Source organism: Streptomyces sp. SN-593 (genome assembly GCF_016756395.1).
In the GTDB taxonomy this organism is placed as follows: Bacteria; Actinomycetota; Actinomycetes; order Streptomycetales; family Streptomycetaceae; genus Actinacidiphila; species Actinacidiphila reveromycinica.
The window spans coordinates 3,195,818-3,214,711 of sequence record NZ_AP018365.1 but is presented as its reverse complement, the minus strand read 5'-3'; the positions used below and the strand labels follow the sequence as shown (position 1 = coordinate 3,214,711).

The window sequence follows — 18,894 nt, the reverse complement described above, 5'->3', positions numbered from 1 at the left end:
GAGTCTCCGCTCGCCCGAAGCGCGTTCGTCCCTCGTACGCCCGTACGAGTTGCGGTCCACGCCGCAGCGTCCGGCGGGCCGTACACATCGGTGGCCGCGCTTCGCGCTCCATTCGTCCGTACGCCATTTCGCCCGGCCCGAAGAAGGACCTGCTGATGTCGCAGCCGCCCCCGCCCCCCGGAAACCCGCCCCAGTTCGGGGGCTCCGGCGGAGCAGTGCCGCCGCCCCCTTCGCAGCCGGACAACCCCTACGCCTCGCCGCCGCCCCCGGGCCAGAACCCGTACGCGGCGCCGACCCAGCCCGCCTTCCCGCAGCAGCAGGCCCCGCAGCCGCCGCAGCCCCAGGCCCCGCCGCCGCCCCCGCCGGCATCCGCCCCCGCGCCGGGGTACGGCTACCCGGGCCCGCAGCCGCCGCAGCCCGCCCAGGGCTACGGTCAGCCCGGATACGGCCAACCCGGTTACGGCCAACCGGGATACGGCCAGCCGCCCGCGGCGGGCCCGTACGGCTACCCGCAGCAGGCCCCGCCCCCGCAGTACGGCCAGCCGCCCTACGGCGGGCAGCCCCCCTACGGCAACGCGGGCGCGCCCGGGGGCGGCGGGTCGAAGAACAAGCTCGTGGTCATCGTCGCGGCCGTGGTGGCCGCGGTGCTGGTGATCGGCGGCGGCGTGTACTTCGCGACCAAGGGCGGCGGGGGCGACGACCCCAAGCCGCAGGCCAGTTCCGGTGGTACGAGCGGCGCTCCGACCACCCCCGCGCACAAGTCCGAGCTGGACTTCAAGTGGGACAAGGACGCCGACACGGTCGCGGAGAAGGACAACCTCAAGGACGCGCTCGGTGTGTGGTTCACCGACAAGTACGTCGTGAAGAACCAGATCGACAAGGTGGTCGGGTACGACCTCGCGACGGGCGCGCAGGCGTGGTCGATCCCGGCGCCGGGCGGCTCGGAGTGCACCGCGGCGCGCGACTCCTACCAGGACATGACCGCCCTCCAGTACGGCGCCAAGTGCGACAAGGTGATGGCGGTCAACCTGGCCACGGGCAAGACCCTGTGGACGGCCGACCTGCCCGGCGGCGACGTCTCGCCGGACTTCGACTACTCCGAGATGGCCGTCAGCGGCGACGCGGTCGGCGTCACCTGGGGCGAGGGCTCCGTCGGCTACAAGCTCAGCGACCACACGAAGCTGTGGCAGGCCGGCGACGGCGACAGCGGTGACAACTGCCGCGACTCCGGATACGCGGGCGGCGCCCAGTTCGTCGCGGTGCTCGACTGCGACTACGACGCCGCGTACAAGGTGCAGTTGGTCGACCCGGCGAAGTCCGGTGCCCCGAAGTGGACCTGGAACGCGCCGGACGGCCTGCGGGTGAGCGCGGTCGTCTCCACCGACCCGGTGGTGGTGCTGCTCGGCACCCAGGACACCATCTACACCGACGTCGCCTCGATCGTCGACGGCCGGCTCCAGTCGCGGGTGTCGCTGGGCACCAAGAAGTACGACATCGACGAGGACGGCATCGAGGTGCAGTCCGTGCACAACGTCCTGGTGGACAAGGACACCGTCTACCTGACGCTGGCCGGCGACACCGCCGGCTCCGGCAACGTGCTCAGCGGCATCGCGGCCTTCAACCTGTCGGACGGCAAGCAGAAGTGGGTCGCGAAGCCGACCGGCAACTACGACATCACCGGCATCGGCTTCCAGGACGGCAAGGTCGTGGGGTACGAGGAGCCGGAGTACGACAAGGCGGGCAAGCTCGTCACCCTCGATCCGGCCAGCGGCGCGATCAGCACCTACGCGACGCTGGGCAGCGACGCGTACAAGCGGCTGGACGCCTTCGGCGACGCCCGCTACATGGTGTGGCACGACGGCGTCCTCTACCTCGCCTCGAAGACCGTGTACGCGGGCGAGAGCGGCCAGAAGTACCTGGTGGTCTACGGCTGACCGCCGCGCGCGCCCGGCTCGCCCCGGGCGCGCGCAGGCCGCCCGGTCACGGTAGCGACCCGTTTCCACCGGTAGCGGCGCGCGGGCCCGCCGAACCGGGTATTTTCGCGGCGAGTGCGTACTTCCGCACCAGGGGTGCGGTTGGGACCGGTCCGGTCGCGGTATGGACCGGGGACCGGGACCGGCGGCCGTCGGGGCCGCAGGGATGGGGGAGACCCGAGATGGGTGTACGGCTCGTCGTGGTCGACGACCACCGGCTGCTCGCCGAGGCGCTGGCCTCGGCCCTCAGGCTGCGCGGGCACCGCGTGCTGGCCGCCGCGGCGCCCGCCGCGGGCGCGGCCGACCTGGTGCTCAACAGGGCGCCCGAGGTGTGTCTGTTCGGCACCGCGGCGCCGGCGGAGCCCGGCGCGTTCGACACGGTCGCGCGGATCAAGCGGGAGCGGCCCGCGGTGGCCGTGGTGGTGCTCGGTCCGGTGCCCGACCCGCGCGGGATCGCCGCCGCCTTCGCCGCCGGCGCGTCCGGCTACGTCCGCCACGACGAGCGGATCGAGGGCGTCGAGCGGGCCATGGCCAAGGCCAGGACCGGAGAGGTCGCGGTGGCCCAGCAACTGCTCCAGGGCGCCTTCGCGGAACTGCTCAACCCCGCCCGCCAGCCCGACGACGAGGGCGCCCGGCTGCTGGAGATGCTCACCCCGCGCGAGGTCGAGGTACTGGTGCGGGTCGCCGAGGGCGAGGACACCCGGGTGATCGCGGCGGGCATGCGGATCGCGCCGAGCACCGCGCGCACGCATGTGCAGCGGGTGCTGATGAAGCTGGGCGTGGGGTCCCGGCTGGAGGCGGCGGCGCTCGCGGCCCGTACCGGGCTGCTGGAGCGGGCGGTCGAGGACCCGGCGCGATGAGCGCGGACCGCCCCTGACCGCCCCTGACCGCCGGCGGCCACGGCGGTCACGGCGGTCGCGGCGGCCCGGCGGAGTCACGCTCGGCGTCCCACGGTGGTGGGCGGCGGTCGTGTCCCGCCGTTGCGTCGGGGTCTGTTCGGCTTTGTTTGGTTGTGCCCTGCGGTGCGCCCTCCTGCCCTCGCGCGGTCGTCGGCGCGAACCTGTGCGACTTCGTCGTGCCCCGGCATTGACTGGACTGTTGTGTTGTGATTCATTGTGTGCGGTTCTGTTGGAAGCGTTGAGTGATCGTGGCAAGAGGTGCCGTAGGTGAAGAAGACGCCGACCCGGCTCGCGGACGGCCGTGAGCTGATCTACTACGACTCGGCCGACGCCGCGGTACGCGACGCCGTCGATCCCCGCCCGCTCGACCCGGTGGCCACCACCTCCGAGACCCGGTCCGACCGGCTGCTCGGCGACACCGTGGCCATCGCGTCGCACCGGCAGGGCCGTACGTACCACCCGCCGGCCGACCAGTGCCCGCTGTGCCCCTCGCGTGAGGGGCGGCACACCGAGATCCCGGCGCCGGACTACGAGGTCGCCGTCTTCGAGAACCGCTTCCCGTCGCTCGCCGGCGACAAGGGCCGCTGCGAGGTGGTGTGCTTCACCTCCGACCACGACGCGTCCTTCGCGGACCTCACCCCCGAGGGCGCCCGCCTGGTGCTCGACGTGTGGACCGACCGCACCCGCGACCTGTCCCAGCTCCCCGGCGTCGAACAGGTCTTCCCGTTCGAGAACCGCGGCGAGGAGATCGGCGTCACCCTCGGCCACCCGCACGGGCAGATCTACGGTTACCCGTTCGTCACCCCGCGCACCTCGCTGATGCTGCGCTCGCTGGCCGAGCACCGCGCCGGCACCGGCCGCAACCTCTTCGACGACGTGCTCGCCGACGAGCGGGCCGACGGCCGCCGCGTCGTGCTGGCCGGCGAGCACTGGACGGCGTTCGTCCCGTACGCCGCGCACTGGCCGTACGAAGTGCACCTGTACCCCAACCGCCGGGTGCCGGACCTGCTCGGCCTCGACGAGGACGCGCGCGCGGAGTTCCCGCACGTGTACCTGGAGCTGCTGCGCCGCTTCGACCGGATCTTCGGCCCGGACCAGCCGCCCACCCCGTACATCTCCGGCTGGCACCAGGCGCCCTTCAACGCGGCCGACCGCCGTGAGTTCGCCCTCCACCTGGAGCTTTTCACCATTCGCCGCACTTCGGGCAAGCTGAAGTTCCTCGCGGGTTCCGAATCCGGCATGGGCGCGTTCGTCAACGACGTGCCGCCGGAGTCCGCGGCGCTGCGACTGCGAGAGGTGGCCACGAAGTGACCGAACCGACCGGGACCCCGGGTTCCAAGAAGCTGCTGGTCACCGGTGGCGCGGGCTACGTCGGCGGGGTCGTGGCGGCGTACCTGCTCGACGCCGGGCACCGGGTGACGGTGCTGGACGACCTGTCCACCGGCGTGCGCGAGGGCGTGCCGCAGGGCGCGGAGTTCGTCGAGGGGCGCGTCCAGGACGCCGGCAAGGTGCTCGACGGCTCCTACGACGCGGTGCTGCACTTCGCCGCGTCCTCCCAGGTCGCCGAGTCCGTCGCGAACCCGGAGAAGTACTGGCGCAACAACGTGGCCGGCACCCTCGAACTGCTCGCCGCCATGCGCACCGCGGGCGTGGGCCGGCTGGTCTTCTCCTCCACCGCCGCCACCTACGGCGAGCCGGTGTCGGTGCCGATCACCGAGGACGCGCCGACGGCCCCGACCAACCCCTACGGCGCGACCAAGCTCGCCGTCGACCACATGATCACCGGGGAGTGCGCGGCCCACGGCCTGTCCGCGGTCTCGCTGCGGTACTTCAACGTGGCCGGCGCCTACGGCCGGCAGGGCGAGCGCCACGACCCCGAGTCGCACCTCATCCCGCTGGTGCTCCAGGTCGCCCAGGGCCGCCGCGAGTCGGTCGCCGTCTACGGCGAGGACTACCCGACGCCCGACGGCACCTGCCTGCGGGACTACATCCACGTCGCCGACCTCGCCGAGGCCCACCTGCTGGCCCTGGACAAGGCCCCGGCCGGCGAGCACCTGATCTGCAACCTCGGCAACGGCAACGGCTTCTCCGTCCGCGAGGTCATCGAGACCGTCCGCCAGGTCACCGGCCACCCGATCCCGGCCGTCTCGCAGCCGCGCCGCCCGGGCGACCCGGCGGTGCTGGTCGCCTCGGCCGAGCGGGCCCGGCAGCAGTTGGGCTGGCGGCCCAGCCGCACCGACCTGGCCGGCATCGTCCGCGACGCATGGAACTTCGCCCAATCGCTCGGGGAGGGCGACACACGATGACCGACTCCGCAACCACCGACGCCGCCGCCTTCGAAGCTGCGTTCAAGGGCGTCTTCGGGCGCGCGCCGGAGGGCGCCTGGGCGGCGCCCGGCCGGGTCAACCTGATCGGCGAGCACACCGACTACAACGACGGCCTCGCGATGCCCTTCGCGCTGCCGCACGTCACCCGTGCCGCCGTCGCCCGCCGCGACGACGGCCTGCTGCGGCTGCACTCGGCGGACATGGACGACGGCACCGTCGAACTCGCGGTCGCCGACCTCGCCCCCGGCACCACCCCCGGCTGGGTCCGCTACCCGGCGGCCGTGCTGTGGTCCCTGCGGCAGGCGGGCCACGACATCGGCGGCGCCGACCTGCTCTACGACAGCACCGTCCCGGTCGGCGGCGGGCTGTCCTCCTCCGCGGCGCTCCAGGTCGTCACCGCCCTGGCGCTGACCGAGCTGCACGGCGTGCGGGACGTCTCCCGCCAGGACCTCGCGCTGCTGTGCCAGTCCTCGGAGAACACCTACGTCGGCGCGCCCGTCGGCGTGATGGACCAGACCGCCTCCGCCTGCTGCACCGACGGCCACGCCCTGTACCTCGACGTGCGCGGCCTCGGCCAGCGGCAGGTGCCGCTCGATCTCGACGCGGCGGGGCTGGCGATGGTGGCGGTGGACACCCGGGTCAAGCACGCCCACGCCGACGGTGCCTACGGCGAGCGCCGGGCCGGGTGCGAGGCCGCCGCCGCGGCGCTGGGCCTGCCCGCCCTGCGGGACGTGCCGTTCGACGGCCTGGCCGACGCGCTCGCCGCGCTCCCCGACGACCGGCTGCGCCGGCTGACCCGGCACGTGGTCACGGAGAACCGGCGCGTCGAGGACGTGCTCGCGCTGTGCGACGCCGGGCGGGTCCGCGAGATCGGCCCCGTGCTGACCGCGGGGCACGTCTCGCTGCGGGACGACTTCCAGGTGTCCTGCCCCGAGCTGGATGTCGTGGTGGACACCGCGCTGGCCGCGGGCGCGCTCGGCGCCCGGATGACCGGCGGCGGCTTCGGCGGCTCGGCGATCGTGCTGCTCGAAGCGGGCGACCTGGACCGGGTCACCGACGCGGTGGCCGCGGCGCTCCCGCAGTCCCGGCACTTCACGATCTCCCCCTCGGCGGGGGCCCGCCGCCTCTGGTAGCGGCGGGTCCGCAGCACGCGGGCCACGCCCTGACACGTGGACCCGCGCGAGCGGGCGGGCGGCCCCGGCCCCGACCGGCGCCGCCCGCCCCCATGTCCGTACGCATCCCCGCGCCGGCGACCCGGCGCCAGCGGCCCGTCGCGGGAGAAGCGGTCAGTACTTGCGGTGGCCGATCAGGCGCGGGCGTTGTTCGAGGCCGGACAGGCCGTTCCAACTGAGGTTGACCAGGTGGGCGGCGACCTCGGCCTTCGGAGGGCGGCGCGCCTCCAGCCACCACTGGCCGGTCAGCGCGACCATGCCGACCAGTGCCTGCGCGTACAGCGGGGCGAGGCTGGGGTCGAAGCCGCGCTGCTCGAACTCGTGGCCGAGGATGTCCTCGACCTGCGTGGCGATGTCGCTGATCAGCGACGCGAAGGTGCCGGTGGACTGGGCGACGGGGGAGTCCCGCACCAGGACCCGGAACCCGTCGGTGTACTGCTCGATGTAGTCGAGCAGGGCGAACGCGGCCTGTTCGAGCAGTTCACGGGGATGACCGCCGGTGAGCGCGCTGGTCACCATGTCCAGCAGGCGCCGCATCTCGCGGTCGACGACGACCGCGTAGAGCCCTTCCTTGCCGCCGAAGTGCTCGTAGACGACGGGTTTGGAGACCCCCGCCTGGTGCGCGATCTCCTCCACCGACGTGCCCTCGTAGCCGCGCTCGGCGAAGAGCACCCGGCCCACGGCGAGGAGTTGCTCGCGCCGTTCCTCGCCGGTCATCCGGACCCGCCGGGCGCGCCGCGCACCGGGCCCCGCGGGGGCGGGGGAGTGCCGGGCCGTTCTTCCGTCCTCGCCGTCGCTCACCCGATCATCATGCCGGGTCGCCGATCACGCCGCTTCGTCGACGTCCTGGCGGTTCTGCTCCTGGCGGCGGGAGGCGATCCGGGCCGCGTCCGGCCAGCGGACGTCGGTGGCCCAGCCGGCGAGCTCGAACCAGCGGATCAGTCGGGCACTGGAGTCGATCTGGCCGCGCAGCACGCCGTGCCGGGCGGAGGTGGGGTCGGCGTGGTGCAGGTTGTGCCACGACTCGCCGCAGGACAGCACGGCCAGCCACCACACGTTGCCCGAGCGGTCGCGGGACTTGAACGGGCGCTTGCCGACGGCGTGGCAGATGGAGTTGATCGACCACGTGACGTGGTGCAGCAGAGCCACCCGGACGAGTGATCCCCAGAAGAACGCGGTGAACGCGCCGTACCACGACATGGTGGCCAGACCGCCGACCAGCGGCGGCAGCAGCAGGGAGATCGCCGTCCACAGCCAGAAGTCGCGGGAGACGCGGCGGATCGCCGGGTCCTTGATCAGGTCGGGCGCGTACTTCTGCTGCGGGGTCTGCTCCTCGTCGAACAGCCAGCCCATGTGGGCCCACCACAGGCCCTTGAGCAGGGCGGGGACGGTCTCGCCGTAGCGCCACGGGCTGTGCGGGTCGCCCTCGGCGTCGCTGAACCTGTGGTGCCGGCGGTGGTCGGCGACCCAGCGCACGACCGGGCCCTCGACGGCCATCGAGCCGGCGATGGCGAGCGCGATCTTCAGCGGGCGCTTGGCCTTGAACGAGCCGTGGGTGAAGTGCCGGTGGAAGCCGATGGTGATGCCGTGGCAGCCGAGGAAGTACATGCCGACCATCAGCCCGACGTCCAGCCAGCTCATCCCCCGTCCCCAGGCCAGGGGCACCGCCGCGGCGAGCGCCACGAAGGGGATGCAGATGAAGAGCAGCAGGGTGATCTGCTCGATGGAGCGCTTGCTCTCGCCGCCGCGGGTGGCACTGGGCAGCGGCGATCCCTGTCCTGAGGACCCGGGTTCCCGGGACTCGGTGATCACGTCCGTCTGTGTGGTCATGTGCGTCCCTTGTGCAGAGGAGGGGGACTGGAAGGGGGTTGGGGGGAAGGTCGTCGGAAAGTCGCTTGCACGGCACTGGGGCCGTATGCCGCCCAACCTACGCCTCCGTAAGTATTGCAGCGCCGTCCGGCGGACGACAGGACCAGTCGGGTAAGGGTTACCTTCCTTCGGTCGTCCGAATGGATCCTCACCCCGGAACGGCGTCGCGTCCACCCCGCGTCGTACGGCATGATGGTGGCGTCCGACCCGACGGACCCCGACTGCGGGCCCGTCACGTCGAGTTGATCCGCCGTGGTGTAATTGGCAGCACTGGGGCTTTTGGTGCCTTAAGTCCGGGTTCGAGTCCTGGCGGCGGAGCGGATCGGGAGAAGCGCCCGCCCCCTCGGTAAGCTGCGGTTGTCCGCCACCCGAAGCCCCGAAGCCGAGGAGTCTCCCGCGTGAGCCCCAACCGCCCGGCTGCCGTCGTCATCCTCGCCGCGGGTGAGGGCACCCGCATGAAGTCGGCCACCCCCAAGATCCTGCACTCGATCTGCGGCCGCTCGCTGATCGGCCACGCCGTCGCCGCGGCCCGCGCGCTGGACCCCGAGCACCTCGTGGTCGTCGTCGGACACGGGCGCGAGCAGGTCACCGCGCACCTGGCCGAACAGGACCCGCAGGCGCTCACCGCCGTGCAGGAGGAACAGCTCGGCACCGGCCACGCGGTGCGCGTGGGCCTGGCCGAGCTGACCCGGCGCGGCTCGGGCGTGGACGGCACCGTGGTGGTGACCTACGGCGACGTGCCGCTGCTGACCGCCGAGACGCTGGCCGCCTTCACCGCCGCGCACCGCGCCGAGGGCAACGCGGTCACCGTGCTGACCGCCCAGGTGCCCGACCCGACCGGCTACGGGCGGATCGTGCGCGGCTCGGACGGCCAGGTCACCGCGATCGTCGAGCAGAAGGACGCCAGCGACGCGCTGCGGTCGGTCAAGGAGATCAACTCCGGCGTGTACGCCTACGACGGGCGGCTGCTCGCGGAGGCGCTGGGCAAGCTCACCACCGACAACGCCCAGGGCGAAGAGTACCTCACCGACACCCTGGCGATCCTGCGCGACGCCGGCCACCGGGTCGGCGCGTACGTCGCCGCCGACCACCACGAGATCGCCGGGGTCAACGACCGGGTGCAGCTCGCCCGCGCCCGCCGCGCGCTCAACGACCGGCTGCTGGAGCGGGCCATGCTCGCCGGCGCCACCATCGTGGACCCGGCCACCACCTGGGTGGACGTCACCGTCACCCTGGAGCCGGACGCACTGGTGCACCCCAACACGCAGCTGCTCGGCGCCACGAGCGTCGCCGCCGGCGCCGAGGTCGGCCCGGAGTGCACCCTCACCGACACCACCGTCGGGCCCGGCGCCAGGGTCACGCACGCCGTCGCCGACCAGGCCGAGATCGGCGCGCAGGCGTCGGTGGGCCCGTACGCCTACCTGCGGCCGGGCGCGCGGCTGGGCGCGCGGGCCAAGGCGGGTACGTACGTCGAGATGAAGAACGCCTCGATCGGCGAGGGCACCAAGGTGCCGCACCTGAGCTACGTCGGCGACGCGACCATCGGCGACCACACCAACATCGGCGCCGCGACCGTCTTCGTGAACTACGACGGCGAGCACAAGCACCACACCGTCATCGGCAGCTACTGCAAGACCGGCGCGGACAACATGTTCGTCGCCCCCCGGGTGATCGGCGACGGCGTCTACACCGCCGCCGGCTCGGTGATCACCAAGGACGTGCCTTCCGGTTCGCTGGCCGTCGCCCGCGGGCAGCAGCGCAACATCGAGGGCTGGGTGGCCCGCAAGCGCCCTGGCAGTGCCGCTGCGCAGGCGGCCGAACGCGCAGAGCAGCAGGGTGACGGGCCCGGCGCGCAGGAGTGAGTGAGGGTCGTCTCATCGGCCGGACGTGAGGTGCACAGGTGCGCCGGATGGGGCGTACCGTGTGTGGTGCACACAATTCCGCCAGCCCGCCCGACTCCGGGCGGCGCTGTGCCGAACACCAGTCGAACTCCAAGGAGACGGTGCAGTGACCGGGATCAAGACGACCGGTGAGAAGAAGCTGATGCTCTTCTCCGGCCGCGCCCACCCCGATCTGGCGGAGGCGGTGGCAGTCGAGCTGGGTGTCGAGCTCGTGCCCACCCGGGCTTTCGACTTCGCCAACGGCGAGATCTACGTGCGGTTCGAGGAGTCGGCCCGCGGCGCCGACTGCTTCCTGATACAGAGCCACACCAGCCCGATCAACCAGTGGATCATGGAACAGCTCATCATGGTCGACGCTCTCAAGCGGGCCTCCGCGCGGAGCATCACCGTGATCGTGCCGTTCTACGGGTACGCCCGCCAGGACAAGAAGCACCGCGGCCGCGAGCCGATCTCGGCCCGGCTGATGGCGGACCTGTTCAAGACCGCGGGCGCCGAGCGCATCCTCACCGTCGACCTGCACACCGACCAGATCCAGGGCTTCTTCGACGGCCCGGTGGACCACATGGTCGCGCTGCCGGTGCTGGCGGACTACGTCGGCGCGAAGGTGGACCGCGCCAAGCTCACCGTGGTCTCCCCGGACGCCGGCCGGGTGCGGGTCGCCGACCGCTGGTGCGACCGGCTGGGCGCGCCGCTGGCGATCGTGCACAAGCGCCGGGACCCCGACGTCGCCAACCAGGTCAAGGTCCACGAGGTGGTCGGCGACGTCAAGGGCCGGGTGTGCGTGCTGGTCGACGACATGATCGACACCGGCGGCACCATCTGCGCCGCCGCGGACGCGCTGTTCGCCAACGGTGCGGAGGACGTCATCGTCACCGCCACCCACGGGGTGCTGTCCGGACCCGCCGCGGACCGGCTGAAGAACTCCAAGGTCAGCGAGTTCGTCTTCACCGACACGCTGCCGACGCCGGCCGAGACCGACCTCGACAAGATCACGGTGCTGTCGATGGCGCCGACCATCGCGAACGCGGTGCGCGAGGTCTTCGAGGACGGCTCGGTCACCAGCCTCTTCGAGGACTCCCACTAGGCAGCCGGCCGGCCGGGCGTCGCGGGCGCGGGCGGGATTCCCCGGGGTCGGGGGGTCCCGCCCGCGCCGGTGTCCGCCGGGGGCCGCGGGGGGGCGGGGCGGGGACGGGGCGGCTGCGCCGCCCGCCGGGAGGAGCAGCCCCCGGGCCGGGTTACCCTGGTGGGGTTGCTCGGCGAGGGCGAGCGCGGCGGACCGGTTTCCGCGGCGTTCGCCGTTATCGGCGCGCTCCTCGTGAAGGATCGGCCCGTCGCGGCCGGGCGACCGTACTGCCCCCCTTAACGAGGAGCCGATTCCCATGGCTGAAGTGAAGATCCCCGCCGAGGCGCGTACCGAGTTCGGCAAGGGCGCCGCCCGCCGGGTGCGCCGCGCCAACCTGGTCCCCGCGGTCGTCTACGGCCACGGCGCCGACCCGCGGCACGTCACGGTTCCCGGCCACGAGCTGCTGCTCGCGCTGCGCACCCCGAACGTGCTGATCTCGCTGCAGATCGACGGCGGGTCCGAGCTGGTCATCCCCAAGGCGGTGCAGCGCGACCCGCTGAAGGGCTTCATCGAGCACGTCGACCTGCTGGCCGTGAAGCGCGGCGAGAAGGTCACCGTCGAGGTGCCGGTCGCCACCGAGGGCGAGCTGGCCCCGGGCGGCAACCTGCTGGAGCACGTGCTCAACACGCTGTCGGTCGAGGCCGAGGCGACCCACATCCCCGAGGCGTTCACGGTCTCCGTCGAGGGCCTGGAGGCGGGCGCGTCCATCCTGGCGAAGGACGTCACGCTGCCCAAGGGCACCTCGCTGGTCACCGAGGAGGACGCCGTGGTGATCCAGGTCGTCTCCGCGCAGGCCGAGGCCGAGGAGCCCGCCGAGGGCGAGGGTGAGGGCGAGGCCGCCGCCGAGGCGCCCGCCGCGGACGAGAGCTGAACCAGATCGCGCCGGCCGCCGTCGTACCTCCGGGTACGGCGGCGGCCGTTTGCGCGGCGCGGCGGTCGTACCCGGCGGTGCGTGTGCGGTGGGTGCGCGGGGTGTGTAAGGACCGCCGGCCAGAGTGCGCGCCCCTTACGGTTCCTACGGTGTACGGCGACTGTTTTCGGAGACGCGGATGAGCGACAGCACAGGGCCCTGGATGGTGGTGGGCCTGGGCAACCCCGGGCCGGAGTACGCCGGCAACCGGCACAACATCGGCTTCATGGTGGCCGACCTGCTCGCCGAGCGGATGGGCGGGAAGTTCAAGCGCGCCCACAAGGCGCAGGCGCAGGTCGTCGAGGGCCGGATCGGGCCGCCCGGCCCGGCGAGCGCGCGGGTGGTGCTGGCCAAGCCCATGTCGTACATGAACCTGTCCGGCGGGCCGGTCACGGCGCTCAAGGAGTTCTACAAGGTGCCGACCGACCGCATCATCGCGGTGCACGACGAACTGGACATCGACTACCCCACCCTGCGGCTCAAGCTCGGCGGCGGTGACAACGGCCACAACGGGCTGAAGTCGATCACGAAGTCGCTCGGCGCGGACTACCTGCGGGTGCGGGCCGGGATCGGCCGGCCGCCCGGGCGGATGGACGTGGCGGCCTTCGTGCTGAAGGACTTCTCCGCGACCGAGCGCAAGGAACTGGAGTGGTTCGTGGACCGGGCGGCCGACGCGGTCGAGGAACTGGTCACCGAAGGGCTCGAACGGGCGCAGAGCCGCTACAACGGCTAGCCCCAGGGGCGCCCGGTCGCGGCCCGGCCCAGCCGCGCGTCGGCGGGGCCGGGCCGGGGCCGCGGTCGGTGCTGAGGGCGGCCGGCCGCGGGCCGCACCGGGGTCAGACGGTGGTCGGCTCCAGGAACTCCAGCCGGTTGCCGACCGGGTCCTCGGAGTGGAACCGCAGGTGGCCGGGCAGGTCGTAGTCCCACACGACCTTCGCGCCCTGGGCCGTGAGCCTCTTGGCGACGTCGTGGATGCGGTCCACGCGGATGCCGGGGTGCGCCTTGCGGGCCGGCCGGAAGTCCTCCTCAATGCCCAGGTGCAGCACCGCCCCGCCGGCGGAGAACCAGCAGCCGCCGCGCCCGGCGAGCACCGGCGGCTTGGCCAGTTCGGTCATGCCGAGGACGCCGGTGTAGAAGGCGCGCAGCTCCGGCTCACTGCCCGGCGGCGCGGCGAGCTGCACATGGTCCAGGCCGGTGATCATGCGGGGCCGCCCGTCGGGAGGGCCGCGGTGCGGGCGATCGCGAAGATCCGGCGGAACGGGAAGACCGTGCCGTGCGGCCCGACCGGGTACGCCTTGCGCAGCAGGTCGCGGTACTGCCCGACGAACTCCCGGGCGGCGGCCGGGTCGCCCTCCAGCGCGGTGAGCACCGGGCGCAGCGCGGTGCCCTTGGTCCAGTCCAGCACCGGGTCCTCGCCGTGCAGCAACTGGACGTAGGTGGACTCCCAGGCGTCCACGTCGGTGCAGCCCAGCTCGGTCAGGCGCTCCAGGTACTCGGCGGGGGACAGGATGTGCACGTAGCGGCGGCCGTGGCCCTCCAGCCGGGCGCGCCAGCGCGGCGTGTCGCACAGCTCGGCGAGCAGCGCGTGGCTGGGGGCGGTGAAGTTACCGGGCACCTGGAAGGCCAGGACGCCGCCGGGGGCGATGTGCTCCAGCCAGGCCGGGAAGCGGTCGGCGTGCCCGGGCACCCACTGGAGCGCGGCGTTGGAGACGATCAGGTCGAACGTCTCCTCGGGGGTCCACACCGCCGCGTCGGCGCGCCGGAAGTCCAGCTCGCCGCCACCGCGGGTCGGTCCGGCGTGCTCGCGCGCGGTGGCGAGCATGTCGGCCGAGCTGTCGAAGCCGGTGATGTGCGCGCCGGGCCACCGGTCGGCGAGCAGCGCCGTGACGTTGCCCGGCCCGCAGCCGATGTCGGCGATCCGGGGCGTGTCGCCGCCGGGCAGATCGGTGATCCGATGGAGGAGGTCGAGGAAGGGGCGGGTGCGGTGGGTGGAGTGCCGGAGATACTGGTGCGGGTCCCACGTCGGAGCTGCTGGCATCGTTCGTACTCCCTGGGTGGTACGGAGTCGGCGAAGACGGAGGGCGAGGTTCTGCCCTCCACCTTCAGCCTGCTACCAGAGATATCTTGATGTCAAGAGACTTCATGTCGACAGACCTACTACACTGATCCCATGGAGGACGAGGTCGACCGGCTGGTCGCTGCATGGCGCCGAGAGCGCCCCGACCTCGACGTGGAACCGCTGGAGGTGCTCAGCCGGGTCAGCCGCCTCGCGCGGCACCTGGACCGGGCCCGGCGGATCGCCTTCGCCGAGCACGGGCTGGAGCCGTGGGAGTTCGACGTGCTCACCGCGCTGCGCCGCGCCGGGGAACCGTACCAGCTCTCGCCCGGCCAACTGCTGACGCAGACCCTCGTCACCTCCGGCACCATGACCAACCGCATCGACCGGCTCGCCAAGAAGCGGCTGGTGGAGCGGCAGCCCGACCCCAACGACCGGCGCGGCGTGCTGGTCCGGCTCACCCCGCAGGGCCGGGACCGCGCGGACCAGTCGCTGGCCGGGCTGCTCGCGCAGGAACGCGCCATCCTGGGCGACCTGAGCGACCGGCAGCGGACCGAACTCGCCGCGCTGCTGCGGCAGCTAACCGCGCCGTTCGACAACGTCCCCGGCTGACGGCAGCAGTTCCACCGGCCCCACCCCGGCCCGCCGGGCCAGCGCCACCGCCGCGAGCGTGGAGTGCACCCCGAGCTTGCCCAGCACGTTCTGCATGTGGGTGCGGACGGTGTGCGGGGACAGGAACAGCCGCTCGGCGACCGCCTTGCGGCCCAGCCCCGCCACCATGCAGCGCAGCACCTCCTGCTCGCGCGGTGTCAGCGACTCCACCAACTGCTCGCTCTCGGTACGGTGCCGGCGCGCCGCGGTCAGTTCCCGCAGCACCCCGGTCAGCAGCGCCGGCGGCAGGTGCGTCTCGTCGCGCAGCACCCCGCGCACCACGGCGAGCAGCCGCGACAGCGAGCAGTCCTTCGCCACCCAGCCGGACGCGCCGGCCTGGAGCGCCCGCGCGGCGCGCACCGGGTCGTCCCGCTCGGCGAGCACCACGGTGCGGGTGCCCGGATAGGCGGACCGGACGCGCTCCACCAGCGCGAGCCCGTCGAGCACCGGGTCGCGCGGTTCCAGCGGGCGCGGCTGCGACGGCACGGCCGGCGGCACCGCCGCCAGCGTCACCGTCGGCTGCGACCCCGCGCCGAGGTCCGCGTCGACCAGCAGCACGTCGTAACGGCGCCCGTCGGCGGCCGCGCGGTCCAGGCAGCGCTGCGCCGCGGCGCCGCTGCCGGCGGCGGACACGTCGACGTCGGGCTCGGCCGCGAGCGCGGCCGCGAGCGACTCGGCGAAGATGCGATGGTCGTCGACGACGAGGACCCGGATACGACCCACGGACACCACTCCCGATTCACGGCGCTCCCCCAGTGGCGGCGGGGCGTCCGACTCGCTTGGAGCCCGGCACCCGGGCTCGGACCGCCGTCCTGCCCGGGCGCCGGACCCCGTGCGTCTCGCCCCCTGATGAACGCCGGCCCCCACCGGCGTCGTGGAAAAAGAGTAGGGGCTCAGCCGGGTAATGGAGCCGCCTTGGCCGAAGTTCCCACGGTGGATTCTACCGACGGGCGCCCGCCGCGGAAGGGGCGCCGCCGCTGGTGGCGGAGCCGCGGCGGCCCGCGCGCCCCCGATCGGCGGCGGCCGCGGCCGCGGGTCCCGCGCGCGTTCGCACGGACGTTCCCGTACGTGAAGTCCGCGGCTCCCTCCCCGCGGACGCGTGCGGCCCATGCCCGCGCCGCCGGTCCGGGCCGGCGCGGGCAGGGGCCGCCTCACCGCCGTGTCAGCCGGTGTTGCGCAGCCCCGCGGCCACGCCGTTGACCGTCAGCAGCAGGGCGCGGGCCAGCAGCGGGTCCGGCTCCTCACCACGGGCGGCCGCCTCGCGCTGGCGGGCGAGCAGGGTGACCTGGAGGTAGGAGATCGGGTCCAGGTACTGGTCGCGGATGTGGAACGTCTGCGCCAGCACCGGGCTCGCGGCGAGCAGCTCGGACTCGCCGGTGATCCGCAGCACCTCGCGCACCGTCAGCTCGTGCTCCGCCTCGATCGTGGCGAAGACGTGCTTCAGCTCGTCGGGCACGAGGGTGTCCACGTAGTGGCGGGCGATCCGCAGGTCCGTCTTGGCCAGCGTCATCTCGACGTTGGACAGGAAGTTGCGGAAGAAGTGCCACTGGCCGTGGGCCTCCTCGATCACCGAGTCCAGGCCGGCCTCCCGCGCCGCCTTCAGGCCGGAGCCGACGCCGAACCAGCCGGGCACGATCTGCCGGGACTGGGTCCAGCCGAAGACCCACGGGATCGCCCGCAGGCCGTCCAGGCCCGCCCCGGAGTCCGGCCGGCGGGACGGGCGCGAGCCCAGGTGCAGCTCGCCGAGCTGGTCGACCGGGGTGGAGGCGAAGAAGTACGGCGGCAGGTCCGGGTCCTCGACCAGTTCGCGGTAGGCGGTGTGCGCGGCCTCGGAGATGATCTCCATCGCCGAGTCCCAGCGGGCCAGCGCCTCGTCGGACTGCCGCGGCGCGGTGTGCAGCGCCGACGCCTGGAGGGTGGCCGCGACCGTCAGTTCGAGGTTCTCCCGGGCGAGCGAGGGGATCAGGTACTTGTCCGAGATCACCTCGCCCTGCTCGGTCACCTTGATCTCGCCCTCCAGGGTGCCCCACGGCTGGGCGAGGATCGCGGTGTGCGAGGGGCCGCCGCCGCGGCCCACGGTGCCGCCGCGGCCGTGGAAGAGCCGCAGCCGCACCCCGTGCCGGTGCGCGACGTCGCGCAGGCGGCGCTGCGCGCGGTGGATCTCCCACTGCGAGGTGGTGATGCCGCCGAACTTCGAGGAGTCGGAGTACCCGAGCATGACCTCCTGCACGTCGCCGCGCAGCGACACCAGCCGCCGGTAGGAGGGGTCGGAGAGCATCTCGTCGAGCAGCTTGTCGGCGATCTTCAGCTCGTCGGTGGTCTCCAGCAGCGGCACGATGCCGATCTTGGCGACCCCGGCGTGCAGGTCGATCAGCCCGGCCTCGCGGGCCAGCACCGCGGCGGCGAAGACGTCGTCGGAGCCCAGGCACATGGAGATGATGTACGACTCCACGACCTCCGGCCCGAACCGCTCGAACGCCTGGCGGATGGTGTGGAAGACGCCCAGGGTCTTCGCGCCCGCCGCGTCCAGCGGCGCCGGGCTCGGGGCCAGCGGGCGGCGCGAGCGCAGCTCCTTCGCGAGCAGCTTGCGGCGGTAGTCGCGCGGCATGTCGGCGTACCGCCAGGACTCCTCGCCGAGCCGGTCGAAGAGCTGGCCGAGGGCGTGGTGGTGCGCCTCGGCGTGCTCGCGCACGTCCATGGTGGCCAACTGGAGGCCGAACGCGGCGAGGGTGCGGATCGTACGGTCGGTGCGGCCGTCGGCGATCAGACCGCCGCGGTGGGCGCGCAGCGAGTCCTGGATCAGTTGCAGGTCCGTCAGCAGCTCGGTGGTGCCCAGGTAGTCCCGGCCGGGCACGTGCGGGGTGCCGGCGGCCAGGCGCTCACGGGTGTTGACGAGCTTCTGCCGGACGCAGGTGGCCTTGAGCCGGTAGGGCTCCTCGGCGTTCAGCCGCTTGTAGCGGGGGCTGATCTCCGGGAGCGCCACCAGGTCGTTGGACAGGGAGTCCAGCAGCTCCTGGCTCGCGCCGGAGTTGCGGATGGAGTTGGACAGCGCCCCGCGCAGGAAGTCGACCAGTTCCAGCGCGTCGGTGATGCCGTGCTCGTGCTGGAGGATCAGCACGTCCCACGTCACCTCGGGCGTCACGTTCGGGTTGCCGTCCCGGTCGCCGCCGATCCAGGTGCCGAAGGTCAGCGGGCGGGTCTGCGGCGGCAGCGGCACCCCGACCCGCTCCAGCTCCGCCGCCAGGTCCTCCAGGACGTCGCCGACCGCGACGGCGTGCAGCTCGTCGAGGTAGTAGATCGCGTTGCGGGCCTCGTCGGCCGGCTCCGGCCGGACCACCCGCAGCTCGTCGGTCTGCCACAGCAGGTCGATGTTCTCGGCCAGCCGCAGGTCCGCGCGCCGCCGGTCGCCGGAGGAGACGGGCGCCGCGTCCAGCAGCTCGGCGATCCGGCGCAGCTTGTTGAGCACCGACCGGCGGGCGGCCTCGGTGGGGTGCGCGGTGAAGACCGGCCGCACGTTGAGGTTGCGCACGCTCTCGCGCACGTGCTCCGGGTCGCCGTCCTTGAGCAGGTCGGCGGTCTGGGCGAGCAGGCTGCCCTCGTTGGCCCGGCGGGAGCGCAGGTCGCGGCCGCGGTGCACCTGCTCGGTGACGTTGGCCAGGTGGAAGTAGGTGGAGAAGGCGCGGACCAGCTTCGCCGCGGTCTCCAGGTCGGTCTCGCCCAGCAGGGCGGCGGCGGCCTCGCCGTCGCTGCGGGTCAGTGCGCGTACCTTCTCGACCAGGTCGAGGAGTTCCTGGCCCTCTTGCCTGACCAGGGTCCCGCCCAGCAGCTCGCCCAGGCGTCGGATGTCGGCGCGCAGGGCGGTGCTGCTGTCCGGTGGGGTGTCGGCGCTGCTCACAGGTGCGGCTCCTTGTGCAGTGGGGTGGGCGACGGCTTGGGAGACGAGTGGCTACGGATTCGGGTACGGGGACTCGCGGACCGCGCTGTCCGACCGCTCCAGGATAGGTCGCGGCCCG

The 18,894-nt window shown here is 73.1% G+C and carries 16 protein-coding genes and 1 tRNA gene; 11 read left to right on the top strand and 6 right to left on the bottom strand.

Annotated features, from left to right (window positions below; genetic code table 11):
• Positions 1-155 precede the first annotated feature (155 nt).
• From RVR_RS13200 to galK, 5 genes are all read left to right on the top strand, one after another.
• Positions 156-1,934 carry a PQQ-binding-like beta-propeller repeat protein gene (locus tag RVR_RS13200; protein ID WP_202234041.1) on the top strand — a complete coding sequence of 593 codons (1,779 nt, stop codon included), beginning with the start codon at positions 156-158 and terminating at the stop codon, positions 1,932-1,934.
• A gap of 221 nt (positions 1,935-2,155) precedes the next feature.
• Positions 2,156-2,833, top strand: coding sequence for a helix-turn-helix transcriptional regulator (locus RVR_RS13195; protein WP_202234040.1), 678 nt, complete (start codon positions 2,156-2,158; stop codon positions 2,831-2,833).
• Between the two features lie 306 nt (positions 2,834-3,139).
• Positions 3,140-4,183, top strand: coding sequence for a galactose-1-phosphate uridylyltransferase (gene galT / locus RVR_RS13190; RefSeq protein ID WP_202234039.1), 1,044 nt, complete (start codon positions 3,140-3,142; stop codon positions 4,181-4,183).
• A complete protein-coding gene (gene galE, locus RVR_RS13185) occupies positions 4,180-5,178 on the top strand; it encodes a UDP-glucose 4-epimerase GalE (protein ID WP_202234038.1) in 999 nt (332 codons plus the stop codon). Before galT ends, galE begins: the two co-directional genes overlap by 4 nt.
• Positions 5,175-6,332, top strand: coding sequence for a galactokinase (gene galK, locus RVR_RS13180; protein WP_202234037.1), 1,158 nt, complete (start codon positions 5,175-5,177; stop codon positions 6,330-6,332). The genes galE and galK overlap by 4 nt, the downstream gene beginning before the upstream one ends.
• 153 nt (positions 6,333-6,485) lie before the next feature.
• Here galK and RVR_RS13175 read toward each other — a convergent pair whose 3' ends face one another.
• Both RVR_RS13175 and RVR_RS13170 read right to left on the bottom strand, forming a co-directional pair.
• Positions 6,486-7,088, bottom strand: coding sequence for a TetR/AcrR family transcriptional regulator (locus RVR_RS13175; RefSeq protein ID WP_202238578.1), 603 nt, complete (start codon positions 7,086-7,088; stop codon positions 6,486-6,488).
• A gap of 108 nt (positions 7,089-7,196) precedes the next feature.
• Positions 7,197-8,201 (bottom strand): acyl-CoA desaturase, encoded by a 1,005-nt coding sequence (locus RVR_RS13170; RefSeq protein ID WP_202234036.1) that lies wholly within the window; start codon positions 8,199-8,201, stop codon positions 7,197-7,199.
• A gap of 285 nt (positions 8,202-8,486) precedes the next feature.
• Here RVR_RS13170 and RVR_RS13165 point away from each other — a divergent pair.
• The 5 genes from RVR_RS13165 (at position 8,487) to pth (ending at position 12,907) form a co-directional block, all read left to right on the top strand.
• Positions 8,487-8,558 (top strand) — tRNA-Gln (locus tag RVR_RS13165).
• An 80-nt stretch (positions 8,559-8,638) separates the two neighbouring features.
• Positions 8,639-10,102, top strand: a complete 1,464-nt coding sequence (gene glmU / locus RVR_RS13160; RefSeq protein WP_202234035.1) for a bifunctional UDP-N-acetylglucosamine diphosphorylase/glucosamine-1-phosphate N-acetyltransferase GlmU — start codon at positions 8,639-8,641, stop codon at positions 10,100-10,102.
• 145 nt (positions 10,103-10,247) lie between these two features.
• Positions 10,248-11,225 carry a ribose-phosphate diphosphokinase gene (locus tag RVR_RS13155; protein ID WP_202234034.1) on the top strand — a complete coding sequence of 326 codons (978 nt, stop codon included), beginning with the start codon at positions 10,248-10,250 and terminating at the stop codon, positions 11,223-11,225.
• A 295-nt stretch (positions 11,226-11,520) separates the two neighbouring features.
• Complete coding sequence (locus tag RVR_RS13150) at positions 11,521-12,135, top strand: 50S ribosomal protein L25/general stress protein Ctc (RefSeq protein ID WP_202234033.1); 615 nt, start codon at positions 11,521-11,523, stop codon at positions 12,133-12,135.
• A 178-nt stretch (positions 12,136-12,313) separates the two neighbouring features.
• Entirely contained in the window at positions 12,314-12,907 is a 594-nt protein-coding gene (pth, locus tag RVR_RS13145) for an aminoacyl-tRNA hydrolase (protein WP_202234032.1), read from the top strand.
• A gap of 103 nt (positions 12,908-13,010) precedes the next feature.
• Here the strand turns inward: pth and RVR_RS13140 are convergent, their stop codons facing one another.
• Positions 13,011-13,376 (bottom strand): VOC family protein, encoded by a 366-nt coding sequence (locus RVR_RS13140; RefSeq protein ID WP_202234031.1) that lies wholly within the window; start codon positions 13,374-13,376, stop codon positions 13,011-13,013.
• A complete protein-coding gene (locus tag RVR_RS13135) occupies positions 13,373-14,212 on the bottom strand; it encodes a trans-aconitate 2-methyltransferase (protein WP_202234030.1) in 840 nt (279 codons plus the stop codon). Before RVR_RS13135 ends, RVR_RS13140 begins: the two co-directional genes overlap by 4 nt.
• 132 nt (positions 14,213-14,344) lie before the next feature.
• Between RVR_RS13135 and RVR_RS13130 the strand changes: the two genes are divergently transcribed.
• A complete protein-coding gene (locus RVR_RS13130; protein WP_202234029.1) occupies positions 14,345-14,842 on the top strand; it encodes a MarR family winged helix-turn-helix transcriptional regulator in 498 nt (165 codons plus the stop codon).
• On the opposite strand, the gene RVR_RS13125 is transcribed toward RVR_RS13130, so the two are convergent.
• Positions 14,810-15,604 (bottom strand): response regulator transcription factor, encoded by a 795-nt coding sequence (locus RVR_RS13125; protein WP_202234028.1) that lies wholly within the window; start codon positions 15,602-15,604, stop codon positions 14,810-14,812. The genes RVR_RS13130 and RVR_RS13125 overlap by 33 nt on opposite strands.
• Positions 15,605-16,043: 439 nt before the next feature.
• Positions 16,044-18,776, bottom strand: coding sequence for a phosphoenolpyruvate carboxylase (gene ppc / locus RVR_RS13120; RefSeq protein ID WP_202234027.1), 2,733 nt, complete (start codon positions 18,774-18,776; stop codon positions 16,044-16,046).
• Positions 18,777-18,894 lie beyond the last annotated feature (118 nt).

What these genes read in the sequence shown, in the direction of transcription:
- RVR_RS13200 (WP_202234041.1), top strand. Translation starts at nt 156, where the DNA reads ATGTCGCAGCCGCCCCCGCCCCCCGGAAACCCGCCCCAGTTCGGGGGC.
- RVR_RS13195 (WP_202234040.1), top strand. Translation starts at nt 2,156, where the DNA reads ATGGGTGTACGGCTCGTCGTGGTCGACGACCACCGGCTGCTCGCCGAG.
- galK (WP_202234037.1), top strand. Translation starts at nt 5,175, where the DNA reads ATGACCGACTCCGCAACCACCGACGCCGCCGCCTTCGAAGCTGCGTTC.
- RVR_RS13175 (WP_202238578.1), bottom strand. Translation starts at nt 7,088, where the DNA reads ATGACCGGCGAGGAACGGCGCGAGCAACTCCTCGCCGTGGGCCGGGTG.
- RVR_RS13170 (WP_202234036.1), bottom strand. Translation starts at nt 8,201, where the DNA reads ATGACCACACAGACGGACGTGATCACCGAGTCCCGGGAACCCGGGTCC.
- RVR_RS13150 (WP_202234033.1), top strand. Translation starts at nt 11,521, where the DNA reads ATGGCTGAAGTGAAGATCCCCGCCGAGGCGCGTACCGAGTTCGGCAAG.
- pth (WP_202234032.1), top strand. Translation starts at nt 12,314, where the DNA reads ATGAGCGACAGCACAGGGCCCTGGATGGTGGTGGGCCTGGGCAACCCC.
- RVR_RS13140 (WP_202234031.1), bottom strand. Translation starts at nt 13,376, where the DNA reads ATGATCACCGGCCTGGACCATGTGCAGCTCGCCGCGCCGCCGGGCAGT.
- RVR_RS13135 (WP_202234030.1), bottom strand. Translation starts at nt 14,212, where the DNA reads ATGCCAGCAGCTCCGACGTGGGACCCGCACCAGTATCTCCGGCACTCC.
- RVR_RS13130 (WP_202234029.1), top strand. Translation starts at nt 14,345, where the DNA reads ATGGAGGACGAGGTCGACCGGCTGGTCGCTGCATGGCGCCGAGAGCGC.